Origin of the sequence: Tomitella fengzijianii (genome assembly GCF_007559025.1) — a bacterium.
Taxonomy (GTDB): domain Bacteria; phylum Actinomycetota; class Actinomycetes; order Mycobacteriales; family Mycobacteriaceae; genus Tomitella; species Tomitella fengzijianii.
In genome coordinates this window covers 1,604,386-1,618,842 of the sequence record NZ_CP041765.1, presented here as the reverse complement: position 1 = coordinate 1,618,842, position 14,457 = coordinate 1,604,386, and the positions used below count along the sequence as shown (strand labels likewise).

Here is a 14,457-nt window from a genome sequence, read left to right as displayed (position 1 = left end):
TCATCGGCGCCGCATCACCGCCGGCTCCTGCCTGCGCAGCAACCAATACACCACGCCCCCGGCCGTCACCGACAACGCGGCGAGGATGCCGAGGTCCATCACCCACGAACCCACGTCGGACGCGAACAGCGGGTCGTCGCCGAACTTTCCGGGCAGCAGTTCCTGCAGGTGCAGCGTGCCGGCCATGGCGCCCAGCGCCCACCGTGCCGGGACGAACCAGGAGATCTCCGCCAGCCCGGGTATCGAGTACAGCGGCAGCAGCGCGCCGCAGAAGATCACCTGCACGATGGCGATGAGCACCAGCAGCGGCATCGTCACCTCCTCGCGGCCCACGAGCGCCGACACCACGAGCCCGCCCATCATCGCGGTGAACGCCAACGCCGCCGCGATGATCAGCAACTCCAGGTGCACCTGCCCCCACACGCCGCCGAACCCCAGCGGATCCACGTGCACTCCGGCCACCGCCACCGCGGTGAGCACCAGAGCCTGGACCACGCTGATCGTCCCCAGCACCAGCACCTTGGAGGTCAGATAGGCGGACCGCGGCAGCCCCACTGCGCGTTCGCGGCGGTAGATCGGTCTCTCCTTGACCAGCTCGCGCACCGAATTGGCCGTCCCGGTCAGCACCGCGCCGACGCAGATGATCAGCACCGTGTTCACCGTGTGCTCGGCGTCGAGCGCCTGTCCCGCCAGCGCCCGCGCCATCGCGCCGAGCACTATCGGCAGTGCCGCCATGATCGCGAGGAACATCCGATCCGAGGCGATCGCCGCCACGTACCTGGCCACCAGGGTGCGCGCCAGCCCGATCCACCGACGCACCGTGAGCCTGCGCGCCGGCGCGCTCATCGCGTCCCCCTCGCCACGCCCCCCGGGGCCGCTCACATAGCCGGCGTGCAGCTCCGAGGCGCGGTACTCCCCCGCCCAATCGCGCACGCCGTCGTTCTGGAACGCGTCGAACGCCTCCGGCCACGAGTCGAAGCCGAGGAAACGCAGGGTCTGCTCGGGCGGCCCGTAGTACGCCACCCTGCCGCCCGGCGCCATCACCAGAAGCCTGTCGCAGAACTGCAGGTTCAGCACGCTGTGCGTCACCACGATGACCGTGCGCCCCTCGTGCGCCAGACCGGCCAGCAGCATCATCATCGAGCGGTCCATGCCCGGGTCCAGCCCCGAGGTGGGCTCGTCCAGCAGCAGCAGCGACGGCTTGGTGAGCAGCTCCAACGCGACGCTGACGCGCTTGCGCTGGCCGCCGGAGAGCGTGACGATGCGCTGATCCTCCCGTCCGGCAATGCCCAGCGCGGCGATCACCGCATCCACCCGGGCGTCACGCTCGTCGGCGGTGGTGTCCCGGGAGAATCGCAGGCGCGCGGCGAAACCCAGCGCCCGGCGCAACGGCAGGTGCACGTGCAGAATGTCCTGCTGCGGCACCACACCGATCCGCTGGCGCAGCTCCGCATAGTCGCGGTGCAGGTCGCGGCCGTCGTACAGCACGCGCCCCTCGTCCGCGTCCAACTGCCCGGTGAGGGCGCTGAGCAGCGTCGACTTGCCCGCGCCGCTGGGCCCGATCACCCCCACGAGGCAGCGTTCGGGAACGGGGAACGACACGGAGTCCAGCAGGCGGTGACCGTCATCGGCGGCGGTGACCACCAGGCCCTCGACCTCCAGCCACACCCCGGCCGCGTCGTCGAACTCCGTCAGACGTGTGCCGTCGAGTACGAACGTGGCATGCCCGATGCCGATGACGTCGCCGTCGCGGACGTCGGCCCTCTCCACCGGACCCCCGTTGAGGTAGGTGCCGCCGTCGGTGTGCAGGTCGACGATCTCGTAGCGGATTCGCGACCCGCCCCCGGGGCGCGGCCGCAGCTCGGCGTGCCGGTGGGAGACGGTCAGATCGTCCATCACCACGTCGTTGTCCGCACCGCGGCCGATCCGCACCCGATCCCCGCCGAGCACGATCACCCGCTCGGGACCGGACGGCCCGTCGCCCGAGCCAGGTTCCATGGTCGAACCTTACGCCCGGCCGCACTGCACCCGGGGTGGATGCGCAGGACGCGCAGCAAAGCGCCCGGCCGTGCGCCCGCGACAGCCGCCTGCGGGCACAATGGCGGCGATGGCACGGAATCCGATCTGGTACGTCGGCTACGGCTCGAACATGAGCGCCGCACGGCTGCGGTGCTACCTCGAGGGCGGCCGGCCCGTCGGCGGCCAGGTGCACCACGTGGGCGCCCGCGACCGCACCCCACCGGCACGCGACACCGCCGTCACGCTCCCGGGCCGCATCTACTTCGCCGGCGAATCGCAGACCTGGGGCGGCGGCATGGCCTTCTACGACCACGAGACCGCGGGCCCCACGCCCGCCCGGGCCTACCTGGTCACCGTCGGTCAGTTCGTCGACATCGCGGCCCAGGAGATGCACCGGGTGCCGCAGCCGGACGATCCACTCGAGGCGGTCGTGCTCGCCGGCCTGCACGGGGGACGCCACGTCATCGGGACCGGACACTACGAGACCATCGTCGACGTCGGCCGCCTCGATGGCCTGCGGATGCTCACCATCACCGCACCGCATGCCGCCGCGGCGGTTCCGCACTCACCACCCGGCGAGCCGTACCTGGCCATGCTCGCCGAAGGCCTGCGCGAGTCGCGCGGCTGGGACCGTGCGCGCTGCGACGAGTACTTCCAGCGAGTCTGCAGGCAGGGCCGCTGATCGTCGTCGCGTCCGCGGCGCCGCCGGTAGGTTGATGCCATGACTGCACCCCACGCGCCCCTGGAGATCTTCGACGACACCGGCATCCACCGCGTCCTGTGCGTCGTCGCCCACCCTGACGACATGGAATACGGAGGCTCCGCCGCCGTCGCGGAGTGGACGTCCCGAGGAGTGGAGGTCGCCTACCTGCTGCTCACCGCGGGCGAGGCCGGAATCCGCGACCGCGCGCCGGAAGAGGTCGGCCCCCTGCGCGCCGAGGAGCAGCGCGATGCCTGCGCCATCGTGGGCGTGGACCAGCTGACCATCCTGGACTTCCCGGACGGACTCGTACCGGCGGACATCTCCGTACGCGAAGCCATCGCCCGCCGCATCCGCGAGTTCCGGCCGGATGCCGTCGTCGCCCAGACATGGGAGCTGGAGGCCCGCTGGGGACTCAACCACGTGGACCACCGGCACACCGGCATCGCCACCGTCGACGCGCTGCGCGACGCCGACAACCCCTGGGTGTTCCGTGAGCAGACCACCGAGGACGGACTCGAGGCATGGGCCACCAAGTGGCTGCTCGTCACCGGGCCCGCCGGCACCCACGCGGTTCCGCTCAGCGAGGCCTCGGTGAAGAAGGGGATCGCCTCGCTGGAGGCGCACAAGGTTTACCTGGCCGCGTTGCCCGACCACATGGCGCCTGGCGAGATGATCAATCAGATCACCGCCGACGGCGGTGCCGCGGCCGGCGTCGAGCGTGCCCTGCCGGTGCGCGCGATCCGGATGGGGTGATCCGGGCGGGATGACACGAACTTCACATTCTGAGGCCCTCGGATGGTGGTTTTCCCGCATTCACCCCGGGTGGAGTCAAGTCGTGCGGGCAACAGTGTCGTAATCAAGCCATGAGCGCCGCCATCCGCTGCGCGGGGGTGTCGTAGTCGAGCGTCGGGCGCGGTCGAGTGTTGAGCAGGGGCGGTGTCATAGCGTCGTAGCAATGATGCTGGTGACACGGTAGGAGTGGTGGGTTGGGGCGGCGGCAGCTGACGCTGGACGACAGAGTGCAGATCGCGGTCGGGATCAAGGCCGGTCTGTCCGACGCGGAGATCGGTGAGGACATCGGCCGGAACCCGACGGTGATCTGGCGCGAACGCAAACGCAACGCCAGCGCGGCCGGCGGCTACCGGCCAGTGGCCGCCGACCGCGCAGCACGAGGGCGCCGTAGCAGACCACAGACCCGCAAGATCGACGCGGACCCGCAGCTTGAGCTGCGGGTCCGCACCGATCTGCGCCACTCACGCACGCCCCGCCAGATCGCCGGCAGGTTGCACCGTGAAGCTACCGACGACAGCGTGGACACCATGGTGCATTCCCCTGACGCCGGAGGCCGAACCATCTCACACGAGGCCATCTACCAGTGGATCTACGCGCTGCCCAAGGGCGAGCTCGCCAAGTCCGGGATCCTGTTGCGCTCCAAGCGCACCCGCCGCAAGCCCCGTAAGGCGCTCGGCGAGCGCACCGGCGCGAAGATCGTCGGCATGGTCTCGATCGACGACCGGCCCGAGCAGGCCTCCGACCGCAGGGTTCCTGGATCGTGGGAAGGCGATCTGATCATCGGGAAGGGCGGCAAGTCCGCGGCCGCCACCTTGGTCGAGCGCACCAGCAGGTTCACCCTGATCTGCGGTCTTCCCGCAGGTAAGAACGCCGACGGCCTCGCAGATGTGCTCATCGATACGGTCAGCGGCATGCCCCGGCACATCCTCGGTTCCCTGACCTGGGATCAGGGGACCGAGATGGCCCGGCATGCCGCGCTGACCACGGCCACGGACCTGAAGGTGTACTTCGCTCATCCGCACTCGCCGTGGGAGCGCGGCACCAACGAGAACACGAACGGGCTGATCCGCGAGTACCTGCCGAAGGGCATCGAGATCACCGACCACCAGCCCTACCTGGACACGATCGCCGACGAGCTCAACGACCGGCCACGCGCGGTACTCGGCTTCCTCACCCCGCGGGAGGTGTTCACGAAGCTACTGGCCGAGCCGATTGCTTCCACGAGTTGACACTGCCAGGTCTTGGACGCGCTTGAGCTCGGCCGCGTCATGCACGCTCAGATCGGTGCCCTTTTCGAACCAGTGCCGTAGCAGCCGGTTGGTGTTCTCGTTGGTGCCTCGCTGCCAAGGCTTATGCGGGTCGCAGAAGTACACAGGCGAACCGAGTGCCATCCTGATCCGCTCGTGCGAGGCCATCTCAACCCCGCGGTCCCAGGTGACCGTGCGCCGCAGATGCTCGGGCAGCTCACTCATCGCCGTGATCATCGCTGATGCGACCGCATCGGCACCGTGGTCGTCAGGAAGGTGCAGCAAGATCGTGAACCGTGTCGCGCGCTCGACCAGCGTGCCGATTGCGCTGCCGCATTTGGCGCCCACGATGAGGTCTCCCTCCCAGTAACCGGGCACCGCACGATCGGCGGCCTCAGCCGGCCTCTCGCTGATTTTGAAGGCGTCCTCGTACGGCTTACCGCGACGCTCGACCCGGTTGCGCGGCTTTCGCTTCGTGCGTCGCGTCGACAAACGGCGAGCCAGGTCAGCGCGCAGACTTCCACGTGTCTGAACGTAAAGACACTGGTAGATCGTCTCGTGTGAGACCTGTCTACTCGGATCGTCGGGGTACATGAACTTGAGCATCCGCGAGATCAGCTTCGGAGACCAGCCATCTTCGATCCAGTCCGAGATCTGCCGGCACAAGGGATGGTCTTTCAATTTGAATGTCCTCGGCCGGCGAGCCCGGTGCGCCGCCCATGCATGCGCGATGTCTGCGTTGTAGTCGCCGTTCGGGCCTGTGTTGCGTGCCAGCTCACGGGTGATGATCGAGCGGTGCCGGCCGATCCTGCGGGCCATCTCGGCTTTGGATACCCCGAAATCCAAGCCGATCATGATCCGCACCCTCTCGGTGTACGACAGCCCCCGATGGGGTCCGGCCGGACGCGTGAAGTCCGGCGTGGTTGCCAGGCTGCCGCGGCTCCGGCCGACCTGCAACGGCGGACCCCCGTAGCGCCGGTACACGTGCCTGACGCCGTTCCATGACATTCCGGTCTCGTGCGCCGCATGATTCAGGAACATCCCGGAACAGATCAGCCGCAACACTTTCCGATGCTTCCTCAACGACGAAGCCATCCGATGGGTCCTTCCAGTCAGGCAAATGTTGCTCTGACCGTATGACTCCGCCCCGCACAGAATGGTGATCGTGTGTCACACGGACACTCATGGGGCCGTGGGCCGAGTATTCATCCCAGCAGCCGCTCGACCCTCTCCACCTTACCGTCGAGCTCGCCGGTGCGGCCGGGGCGCAGGTCCGCCTTGAGCACGAGGCTCACCCGCGGACTGTGCTCGCCCACCACCTCGCACGCCCGCTTGACCACGGCCATGCACTCGTCCCATTCGCCCTCGAGCGTGGTGAACATGGAATCGGTGCGGTGCGGGATGCCGGAGGCGCGGACCACCTGTATCGCGGCGGCCACCGCTTCGCTCACCGAGCCGTCCTCGGCGGCGCTGACGGTGGGGGCCACGGAGAATGCGAACAACATGGGCCCAGCGTAGGCCGCGGGGCGCCGCCCCTGCCGCCGGCTCCGGCGGTCCCCGTCCGATCGGGCTGGACCGCCGCACCGCGCGGACGCGATGATGTGGAACGTGTCGATTCCCCCGCCCCTCCCCGTCGTCGACGGCGTCGGGCCCACGCGGCTGCGCCTCCCCGGCTCCGGGCCGTGTGCTTCGGCGACGGTCGGCGATTACGTGGCTCGGCGATTCGCCCACCTCGATCCCCGCGAGGTGCGCCGCCGGTTCGCCGACGGCGGATTCGTGGACGACGACGGCGTCCCCGTGCCGCACCACGCACCACTGACCGCGCACCGGTGCGTCTGGTACCGGCGTGAGCTGCCCGACGAGGCGCCGCTGCCGTTCCGCGAGGAGATCCTGCACGCCGACGACGACCTCGTCGTGGTGGACAAACCCCACTTCCTGCCCACCACCCCGTCCGGCCGGTTCCTGCGCGAAACCGCGCTCGTGCGCCTGCGGGTGCGCCTGGGCAACCCGCACCTCACGCCCATCCACCGCCTCGACCGCCCCACCGCGGGCCTGGTGCTGTTCTCCGCGCGGCCCACCACTCGCGGCGCATACCAGTCGATGTTCGAGCAGCGGGCGGTGCGCAAGGTCTACGAAGCCGTGTCGGCGCTGCCGCCGGGGTGGGACCCGGCCGCCCCCGTCCTCGCGGGGCACCCGTTGCCGCACGTGCACCGCAGCCGCATCGTCTCGCGCCGCGGAGAACTGCGGGTGCGCACCGACCGGTCCGGCGCGCCGAACGCCGAGACCACCATCACGCTGCTCGGCAGCGGCGTCAGCGCCGCGGGACGCCCGGTGCTGCACACGCTGCTGAGACCGCGCACGGGGCGCCAGCATCAATTGCGAGTGCACCTGGCGGTGCTGGGCGCCGGGATCCTGGGCGACCGCCGCTACCCCGAACTGCTGCCCGACGCACCCGACGACCACGCCTTGCCGTTGCAGCTGCTCGCCCGCAGCCTGGAGTTCACCGACCCGCTGTCGGGGCGGGCGCGGCGGTTCGTCACCCGCCGGACGCTCGCCGAAGCGCCGGTCCGCCGGGGACGGGCCGGCTGAACCGTCCACGCGCCGATGAGTTCGGGGGCGCACGCCGGTCAGCATCCGACAGGAGAACAGTTCTATTCGGACGTCTTGACGAAGGGCATGCCATGTCGCTTTCCAGCAGCACCTACATCAGCTTCCCCGGCAACGCGGCGGAGGCCTTCCCCTACTACCGCGAACTCTTCGGTGGCGAGCTCGAACTGCTCACCTACGGGGACGCCGATCTCGACGGCCTGCCGTTCACGCCGCCGCCGGATGCCGTCGCCCACGCCAAGCTCACGGCCCCGGGCATCGCGATCAGCGGCGGGGACGCGATGGGCTCGGACGATCCTCCCCCGCGTTCGGATGTGTACTCGTTCCTGCTGGAGATGGATTCCGCCTCCGACGGTCGGGCGTTCATCGACAAGGTGACGGCGGCGGGCGGAGAGGTCGCGATGCCGTTCGAGATCGCGCCGTGGGGCGACACCTACGGCCAGGTGGTCGACCGGTTCGGCGTCAAGTGGGCCGTGGTGGCACCGGCGTAGCCGCAGCTCCACGAGTCGGTGGTTGTTCGGTGGTCGAAGCGGCGCGGAGCACCGAACAACCACCCACCCGGCGCGCCGTGCATACTCGACCAGGTCACGGCGGAAGGAGCCACCATGCCAGGGCGGATCACGGTCAGCGCAGTCGTCATCAGAAACGACGCCGGCGAGGTGCTCACGGTGCGCAAGCGTGGGACCACGCGGCTAATGCTCCCCGGCGGCAAGCCTGAGCCGGGCGAATCACCGGAGCAGACCGCGGTGCGCGAGGCAGCGGAGGAACTCGGGGTCGCGCTGCGCCAGAACGCGTTACGAGAGATCGGCACCTTCACGGCACCGGCCGCCAACGAGCCCGGCTGCACCGTCCTCGCCACCGTGTTCGAGCACCCCCTCGTCGCCGCCTCCTCTCCGCGGGCCGAGATCGCGCAGATCGAATGGCTCGATCCGTGCGTGCCGGACGGGCGTCTCGCACCGCTCCTACGCGACACGGTGTTCCCGGCACTGGACCTCCCAACCGGTCGCCACTGCTGATACGCCCCTGGAATCGCGTAGTCCCAGCCCTTACGGTGAGAATATGACCGCTCCCCGCGTGCTGCAGATCGGGATGGACCCCGAGGTGATCGACTTCTCGCCCTGGCCGGGTCAGGATGCCGCCGCGCTGCGCGCCCGCATCGGCGAGGCAGAGGCAGCACTCCGTGACGCCGGTGTCGATGTGACGCAATGCCTGCTCACCGACGACGCCGACGCCGCTGAATCGACTGTGCGGGAGGTCTTCACCTCCGGGCAATTCGACGTGGTCGAGATCGGATCCGGTTTGCGGACCTCGCACGAGTACACGCTCGTTTTCGAACGGGCCGTCAACACCGTGGCCGCGCTCCAACCGGGCGTCCCGTTCTGTTTCAACGACTCGCCGGAGACGACGCTCGACGCGGTGCGCCGCGGACTCGCTCAGCAGTCGTGATCGACCTGTGAGCGGGCCCGGGCCGGCTCAGCGGCGCCTGTACCGCGAGTACGTGATGCCGCCGTCGAATACCCAGTGCTCGGCGAGCGTCAGATCGAGTCGCACGCCGGCGGGCAGGGCGCGCAAACCGCCACCGACGATCTTGGGCACCACGAAAAGGTGGAAGTCGTCGACGAGGCCCGCGCGGATCGCTTCCGCCGCTGTGGTGGGCCCGAAGATCTCGACCGCACCCTGCGCCCTTTCCACGATCCGCTGCAGATCGACCAGGCTCAGTTCCGCGGCGACGCGTGCCCGGTCCGAAGTGAGCCCCTCGGGCGTCATGGTCGACGACACCACGACCTTGTCGATCGCACGCCATCGCCGGGCGAACTCCAGTTCAGCCGCGGGGCGGTCCGCAGAATCCGGGTAGGTGTCCCAGTAGCCCATCAACTCGTAGGTCTTCCGCCCGAGCACCTCGGTGGACACGCCTGCCATACGATCGAGATGGGCGTCGAAAACTGCGTCGTCCGGGGCGGTCCACTGGAAGTCACCGTCGGAGTCCGCGACGTAGCCGTCGATGGACACCGTCGTCGCGTAGCTGAGGGTTCCCATGACGGATCCGACCTCCTCGCCCGGGCCGCCCGTCGGCAGAGACTCGGGCAGCGCCCTCACACCCGGGTGCGGGGCGCTCCAGCATCCACGGTAGCAGCGGCGCCGGGCACCGCCATGTGTACCAGCGGGTACGGGCGCCCCTGGTCGTCGAGCTCGCTCCGGCAGGTCACGCGGAACCCGCGGCTGCGATAGAAGCCGACCGCCTGCGCGTTCTGCTCGTTGACGTCGACGGTACGCACACCGTGCCCGGCGATGACGAACGACAGGAGCGCGCTCCCGACCCCTGTGCCACGGGCTGCCGCGTCGACGAACAGCATCTCCAGGTTCCCCTCCGCGACACCCGCGAACCCGACGGGCACTCCCCCGCGCACCGCCACGAACAGCGCGACCTGCGGAAAATAGTCCGAGGCCAGGTGGGATTCGATCTCCTCGCGGTGCTCCGCTGCGAGAAAGTCGTGTGTGGCGTCCACCGCGCTGCGCCACACCGCCACGAGGCGCGGATACTCCTCCGGACCGAGCGCGCTGCGGATGCTGATGCCGAACGCGCCATGGCGCGGCTTCGAATCCGGTACGGATGCACGTTCGATGCTCACGCGGGCCGACTCTATCGAATCCTGCCGCCCCACCGGCGAAATGCTGGATCCTTGACCGGGAGCATTCGGCATGCTCCTGTTGCGTACATGAAGCTCGAACGGATCGCACCCATCCTCACCGTCGACGACGTCGACGCCGCAATCGTCGAGCACTCATCTGTCCTCGGGATGCGGGTGGTGATGAACATGGGGTGGATCGCGTTCCTCGCCGATGACGACGGCAAGCAGCTCGGTCTGATGACCACCGATGCGACCGCCCCCGTCAACCCTGACGTCTCCGTCTTCGTCGACGACGTCGAGGCTGCCCATGCGGCCGCCGTGGCAGCCGAACTGCAGATCGTCCATCCCCTGTCCACAGAGCCGTGGGGCGTGCGCCGGTTCTTCTACCGCGATGCGTCGGGGCGCGTGGTCAACGTCGGGACCCACGTCTGAACGGTTCCGAACCGCGCTGCCGTCGGCCCGCTGCGTTACCGTCGACGTTGCCATCGCGCTCATCCCGCCGACGTGCGAGCAAGGAGACCGATTCCGGTGCAAACCGATCCCCTTTCCGGCGAGCGGGCCGTTGCGGCCGATGACCAGCGCGCGCGGGTGCACAAGCGGACGCTCACCGTCGTCGTCATCAGCCAGATCCTCGGCGGAGCCGGCCTGGCCGCGGGCATCTCGGTGGGCGCGCTGCTGGCGGAGAACATGCTCGGCTCGGACGCGCTCTCGGGGCTGCCGACGGGGCTGTTCACCCTCGGGTCCGCCCTGGCCGCGTTCCTTGTCGGGCGTTCCACGCAACGCTTCGGCCGCCGCCTCGGCCTGGCATTCGGGTTCATAGCCGGCGGTCTCGGCGCGGTGGGCGTGGTGATCGCCGCACTGGCCGGAAGCGTGCCGCTGCTGTTCGTCGCACTGTTCGTCTACGGCGCGGGAACGGCGACGAACCTGCAGGCGCGCTACGCGGGTGCGGATCTCGCCCCCGCCGACAGGCGCGGTTTCGGCAGCAGCGTGGCCATGGTCGCCACCACCGTCGGCGCCGTCGCGGGGCCGAACCTCATCGACCCGCTCGGCAGCCTCGCCGACACCTTGGGCGTGCCGACGCTCGCCGGGCCGTTCATCCTGGCCGCCATCGCCTACGTCGCCGCCGGGCTGGTGCTCTTCGCATTCCTGCGCCCCGACCCGTACCTGCTCGCGCGGCGCATAGCCGAAATCACCGAGGTCGGCGACGACGCGGGCGCACCATCCACGGTGTCGACGCCCCGGGTCGGTTCCGGGGCGTATGTGGGCGCGACGGTGATGGTGCTGACCCAGCTCGTCATGGTCGCAATCATGACGATGACGCCCGTGCACATGCGCGCACACGACTTCGACCTGGCGGCCGTCGGGCTCGTCATCGGCATGCACATCGGGGCGATGTGGCTGCCCTCGCTCGTCACCGGCATCCTCGTCGACAAGCTCGGCCGCACACCGATCGTCGTCGCCTCCGGGGTCACGCTGCTGCTGGCCGGGATCGTCGCGGCCGCCGCCCCGGGCGATTCGCTGGGCCTGTTGATCCTCGCGCTCATACTGCTGGGCCTCGGTTGGAACTTCGGCCTGGTCTCGGGGACCGCGCTCGTGGTCGACGCCACGGTTCCGCAGAACCGCCCCAGGACCCAGGGCACGATCGACGTCCTGATCGCACTGGCCGGGGCGGGCGGCGGCACCATGTCCGGGATCGTCATGTCCTCGTCCAGTTACCAGGCCCTATCGCTGGGCGGAGGCTTACTCGCACTACTACTCATCCCCGTCTTGCTGGTGCGCAGGCCGGGGCCTGACCGGTCGATCAGCCGCGCAGCACAGCGGTGATGGCCGCGTGCGGTCGCACGCCGGGACCCTCCCGGGTCTGCACGCCCACCACGTCGAATCCGGTACGGCGCAGCAGCCGGACCATTTCATCGACCGGCCAGAAGTACGCGGTGGCCACCGCGTGATCAAACGCCTCGAGCCGCCGGCCAGCGAAGAACCCGAGGAGCAAGGATCCTCCTGGCTCGAGGCACCGGGCGAACTCGGTGAGGATCGCCTGGACACTTCCTGGCGGGCTGTGGATCACCGAATACCACGCGAGCACCCCGGACAGCGCCCCGGCGTGAACCGGCAACGCGTCGAGCCGGCCGACGCTGAACGGCACCCCGGAGAATCTCGCTCCCGCGGTGTCGACGAACTCCGCGACCATGTCCACGCCGGCGACTTCGGCGCCCAGATCCTGCAGGTGCTTCGTCCAGTGCCCGGGGCCGCATCCGGCATCGAGGATCGGGCCGTCGACGCGGCGGGCCCAGCCGCCGATCGCCGCCACGTCGCTAGGCGACATCGACTCCACCGAACCGAGCAGGTCCGTGTATTCCTGCGCCCGTGCCCCGTAGGCGGTGCGCACCGCATCGTCGTCCTTCGCCACTCCGGTCCCCTCACGTGCGGCGACCGCGGTGCGCAGTACCGACTACTGCTCCACCGCTCGGTCCTTCCGCCGCCGCAGCTCAGCCTGACACGTGACTACCGCAACTCGGGGGTGGGACGGCCGGATCCGGCCATCCCACCCCCGAGTTGCGGTCGCATTGTGTCATCGCGGGCACTCGCGTGCCCCGGCAGAAGCCGAACGTGACCCGCGCGCCCGCACGGATGGGGTCCCTACGGCGAGAGCGCCTATGCCTCGACCGCCTCGGCGATGAGTTCACCGCGCCTCAGCGGTCAGCACTGACGACCGAATGCGCGAACTGGAGGACGACGTCATGGCAAAGCTGATCGTATGGAACATCATTTCCCTCGACGGCTTCTTCGAGGGACCGCAGAAGTGGGATCTCCGGCTGCACGAACACATCTGGGGCGACGACCTCCGACGGCTCAGCCTGAGTTTCGGTGACGATCTCTGCCTTCTCGTCTTCGGCCGCGTCACCTACGAAGGGATGGCTGCGCACTGGACCTCCACCTCCGAAGAGCCCGCGATCGCCGCCTACATGAACGCCGCACCGAAACTGGTCGCGTCCCGGACACTCGCCGAAGCGACCTGGAACAACACGGAGGTCACCGCCGATCCGGTCGGGGAGATCGCCGGGCGCAAGGAGGCGCTCGACCGGCCGATCTACGTGTTCGGCAGCGCAATGCTCACAGAAACCCTGTTGCGCGCAGGTCTTGTCGACGAGCTCCTCATCGGCGTGGCCCCCGTGCTCCTCGGCGAGGGCACGCCGCTGTTCAAGAACGGTTCCGCACCGCGGCCGCTCACACTCGTGCAGTCACGCGCGACCGACACCGGCGGCGAGCTGCTCAGGTACTCCGTGCAGCGGGCCTGATGCGCCGGGAAGCTCGCACGAGACGTCGGTGAGCGCCCGGACTCGTTGCGCACCCCACGCTGCGACAGGCTCTCGAGCAGCGGCTCCCCCATGCTCATGACACGGGAGTAGCGCCCGCGCTGCACCTGGAATCGAGATTCCACACCCGCCCTCGGTGGCGGACGAGGACACCCGCATGTCCGACACTTCCGCATCGAACCCCTCCGCCGCTCTCGCCGGCAGCATGGGCGATAACCACACGCCCGAAGATGCGGTGGCCCAGGTCGCCGGCGAGGTGCGCAGCAACGCGGACCGAGCGGGGACGGCGCAGAGGCTCTTCAGGATCGAGAGCCCACGGCTTGCTCCTCGCCTGCCGTGGCGTCGGGACCGAGGATGGATCCGAGGACGGGTCCGCTGTCAGGTGTTCGACCACATCGCCTGGCGGGGCCAACGATCCAGGCCCACGGCGCGCTCGTCGTCGCGCACGCGTGCCAGGCCGGGTGAAAGCGCGTGTTCCGGGATCACCCGCCACCCGAGTGCGGCATAGAAGGGGCCATTGAACGGGACATCGCGAAACGTCGTCAAGGTCATCGTGGCCGCACCACTGTCTCGGGCGAGGTCCGCGGCCGCCGACATCAAGCCCCGCCCGATGCCCTGTCGTCCCCATTCCGGCGCCACCGCGAGTTGTTCGATGTGCATCGCGCCGTCGAGGTCGCGTAGCAGGACGAACCCGACGACCACCCCGCCATCGGCCGCAGCAACGAGCAATCGCTTCCGGCGCCTGGCGTCCGCGAACACGGTGGAGGCCAGAGGATCGTCGTCGGCCACAGCGTCCATGCCGAGCACTCGAAAAAGTTCGCCGGCCGCGACTTCGAGAGCCGGCAAGGCGGCCACATCGGCCTCGAGTGCGTGGCGGATCGCCACGCCCGCAGGAAGGGAGCGGCCGCCTACGCCGTCTCGTCGGCTCACGCCGAGCGCCCCGGCCGGATCGTCGCGATCTTGGCGCGCAACACCCGACGTTCGAGCCCCAGTTCGTAGTTCGACTGCAGGTACATCCAGAACACCTCGGTCCTCCCTAAGCGCGGAAGCACTCGCTCAGCGCATGACAGCGCCCAGCGCGCCAGCACCCGCCGGTCCGAATCGCTCAAGGTCTGGATCGACGCCATGCAGTGAGCATATTC

18 protein-coding genes are annotated in these 14,457 nt (G+C 69.3%); 10 read left to right on the top strand and 8 right to left on the bottom strand.

Translation table 11 applies throughout. The features are described from left to right. The gene (locus FO059_RS07415; RefSeq protein ID WP_143907651.1) at positions 1-1,998 is read right to left on the bottom strand and encodes an ATP-binding cassette domain-containing protein; all 1,998 of its coding nucleotides are present in this window, start codon (positions 1,996-1,998) and stop codon (positions 1-3) included. A 109-nt stretch (positions 1,999-2,107) separates the two neighbouring features. Between FO059_RS07415 and FO059_RS07410 the strand changes: the two genes are divergently transcribed. From FO059_RS07410 to FO059_RS07400, 3 genes are all read left to right on the top strand, one after another. Continuing rightward, entirely contained in the window at positions 2,108-2,701 is a 594-nt protein-coding gene (locus FO059_RS07410) for a histone deacetylase (RefSeq protein ID WP_143907649.1), read from the top strand. Between the two features lie 39 nt (positions 2,702-2,740). After that, positions 2,741-3,475 (top strand): PIG-L deacetylase family protein, encoded by a 735-nt coding sequence (locus FO059_RS07405; RefSeq protein WP_143907647.1) that lies wholly within the window; start codon positions 2,741-2,743, stop codon positions 3,473-3,475. Between the two features lie 233 nt (positions 3,476-3,708). Further along, the gene (locus FO059_RS07400) at positions 3,709-4,743 is read left to right on the top strand and encodes an IS30 family transposase (RefSeq protein ID WP_143905932.1); all 1,035 of its coding nucleotides are present in this window, start codon (positions 3,709-3,711) and stop codon (positions 4,741-4,743) included. Here the strand turns inward: FO059_RS07400 and FO059_RS07395 are convergent. Next, a complete protein-coding gene (locus FO059_RS07395) occupies positions 4,711-5,856 on the bottom strand; it encodes an IS30 family transposase (RefSeq protein WP_143907645.1) in 1,146 nt (381 codons plus the stop codon). The two genes, FO059_RS07400 and FO059_RS07395, sit on opposite strands and share 33 nt — an antisense overlap. A gap of 110 nt (positions 5,857-5,966) precedes the next feature. Beyond that, positions 5,967-6,266: a thiamine-binding protein gene (locus FO059_RS07390; RefSeq protein WP_143907642.1), complete on the bottom strand. Its 300-nt coding sequence runs from the start codon at positions 6,264-6,266 to the stop codon at positions 5,967-5,969. Between the two features lie 91 nt (positions 6,267-6,357). Here FO059_RS07390 and FO059_RS07385 point away from each other — a divergent pair, with 91 nt between their 5' ends. The 4 genes from FO059_RS07385 (at position 6,358) to FO059_RS07370 (ending at position 8,814) form a co-directional block, all read left to right on the top strand. Continuing rightward, entirely contained in the window at positions 6,358-7,350 is a 993-nt protein-coding gene (locus FO059_RS07385) for a pseudouridine synthase (RefSeq protein ID WP_143907640.1), read from the top strand. Positions 7,351-7,442: 92 nt separating this feature from the next. Further along, entirely contained in the window at positions 7,443-7,859 is a 417-nt protein-coding gene (locus FO059_RS07380) for a VOC family protein (protein ID WP_143907638.1), read from the top strand. A 114-nt stretch (positions 7,860-7,973) separates the two neighbouring features. Beyond that, positions 7,974-8,384: an NUDIX hydrolase gene (locus FO059_RS07375; protein WP_143907636.1), complete on the top strand. Its 411-nt coding sequence runs from the start codon at positions 7,974-7,976 to the stop codon at positions 8,382-8,384. Between the two features lie 43 nt (positions 8,385-8,427). Then, positions 8,428-8,814 (top strand): hypothetical protein, encoded by a 387-nt coding sequence (locus tag FO059_RS07370; RefSeq protein WP_143907634.1) that lies wholly within the window; start codon positions 8,428-8,430, stop codon positions 8,812-8,814. A gap of 27 nt (positions 8,815-8,841) precedes the next feature. Here the strand turns inward: FO059_RS07370 and FO059_RS07365 are convergent, their stop codons facing one another. Continuing rightward, on the bottom strand, positions 8,842-9,405 hold the full coding sequence (locus FO059_RS07365; protein ID WP_143907631.1) for a dihydrofolate reductase family protein: 564 nt from the start codon (positions 9,403-9,405) through the stop codon (positions 8,842-8,844). 56 nt (positions 9,406-9,461) lie between these two features. Further along, a complete protein-coding gene (locus tag FO059_RS07360) occupies positions 9,462-9,998 on the bottom strand; it encodes an acetyltransferase (protein ID WP_372497939.1) in 537 nt (178 codons plus the stop codon). Positions 9,999-10,085: 87 nt separating this feature from the next. On the opposite strand from FO059_RS07360, the gene FO059_RS07355 reads away from it, so the two are divergent. After that, positions 10,086-10,430, top strand: coding sequence for a VOC family protein (locus FO059_RS07355; protein ID WP_143907627.1), 345 nt, complete (start codon positions 10,086-10,088; stop codon positions 10,428-10,430). A gap of 96 nt (positions 10,431-10,526) precedes the next feature. Next, positions 10,527-11,822 (top strand): MFS transporter, encoded by a 1,296-nt coding sequence (locus FO059_RS07350; protein WP_143907624.1) that lies wholly within the window; start codon positions 10,527-10,529, stop codon positions 11,820-11,822. On the opposite strand, the gene FO059_RS07345 is transcribed toward FO059_RS07350, so the two are convergent. Next, on the bottom strand, positions 11,800-12,408 hold the full coding sequence (locus FO059_RS07345; protein WP_235671121.1) for a class I SAM-dependent DNA methyltransferase: 609 nt from the start codon (positions 12,406-12,408) through the stop codon (positions 11,800-11,802). The genes FO059_RS07350 and FO059_RS07345 overlap by 23 nt on opposite strands. A 307-nt stretch (positions 12,409-12,715) precedes the next feature. Between FO059_RS07345 and FO059_RS07340 the strand changes: the two genes are divergently transcribed. Then, complete coding sequence (locus FO059_RS07340; protein WP_210416611.1) at positions 12,716-13,297, top strand: dihydrofolate reductase family protein; 582 nt, start codon at positions 12,716-12,718, stop codon at positions 13,295-13,297. Between the two features lie 396 nt (positions 13,298-13,693). Here FO059_RS07340 and FO059_RS07335 read toward each other — a convergent pair whose 3' ends face one another. Next, complete coding sequence (locus FO059_RS07335) at positions 13,694-14,200, bottom strand: GNAT family N-acetyltransferase (protein ID WP_210416610.1); 507 nt, start codon at positions 14,198-14,200, stop codon at positions 13,694-13,696. A gap of 41 nt (positions 14,201-14,241) precedes the next feature. Beyond that, on the bottom strand, positions 14,242-14,442 hold the full coding sequence (locus FO059_RS07330) for a hypothetical protein (RefSeq protein WP_143907622.1): 201 nt from the start codon (positions 14,440-14,442) through the stop codon (positions 14,242-14,244). Positions 14,443-14,457: the final 15 nt, after the last annotated feature.

What these genes read in the sequence shown, in the direction of transcription:
- FO059_RS07415 (WP_143907651.1), bottom strand. Translation starts at nt 1,998, where the DNA reads ATGGAACCTGGCTCGGGCGACGGGCCGTCCGGTCCCGAGCGGGTGATC.
- FO059_RS07410 (WP_143907649.1), top strand. Translation starts at nt 2,108, where the DNA reads ATGGCACGGAATCCGATCTGGTACGTCGGCTACGGCTCGAACATGAGC.
- FO059_RS07405 (WP_143907647.1), top strand. Translation starts at nt 2,741, where the DNA reads ATGACTGCACCCCACGCGCCCCTGGAGATCTTCGACGACACCGGCATC.
- FO059_RS07395 (WP_143907645.1), bottom strand. Translation starts at nt 5,856, where the DNA reads ATGGCTTCGTCGTTGAGGAAGCATCGGAAAGTGTTGCGGCTGATCTGT.
- FO059_RS07390 (WP_143907642.1), bottom strand. Translation starts at nt 6,266, where the DNA reads ATGTTGTTCGCATTCTCCGTGGCCCCCACCGTCAGCGCCGCCGAGGAC.
- FO059_RS07385 (WP_143907640.1), top strand. Translation starts at nt 6,358, where the DNA reads ATGATGTGGAACGTGTCGATTCCCCCGCCCCTCCCCGTCGTCGACGGC.
- FO059_RS07380 (WP_143907638.1), top strand. Translation starts at nt 7,443, where the DNA reads ATGTCGCTTTCCAGCAGCACCTACATCAGCTTCCCCGGCAACGCGGCG.
- FO059_RS07375 (WP_143907636.1), top strand. Translation starts at nt 7,974, where the DNA reads ATGCCAGGGCGGATCACGGTCAGCGCAGTCGTCATCAGAAACGACGCC.
- FO059_RS07370 (WP_143907634.1), top strand. Translation starts at nt 8,428, where the DNA reads ATGACCGCTCCCCGCGTGCTGCAGATCGGGATGGACCCCGAGGTGATC.
- FO059_RS07365 (WP_143907631.1), bottom strand. Translation starts at nt 9,405, where the DNA reads ATGGGAACCCTCAGCTACGCGACGACGGTGTCCATCGACGGCTACGTC.
- FO059_RS07355 (WP_143907627.1), top strand. Translation starts at nt 10,086, where the DNA reads ATGAAGCTCGAACGGATCGCACCCATCCTCACCGTCGACGACGTCGAC.
- FO059_RS07340 (WP_210416611.1), top strand. Translation starts at nt 12,716, where the DNA reads ATGCGCGAACTGGAGGACGACGTCATGGCAAAGCTGATCGTATGGAAC.
- FO059_RS07330 (WP_143907622.1), bottom strand. Translation starts at nt 14,442, where the DNA reads ATGGCGTCGATCCAGACCTTGAGCGATTCGGACCGGCGGGTGCTGGCG.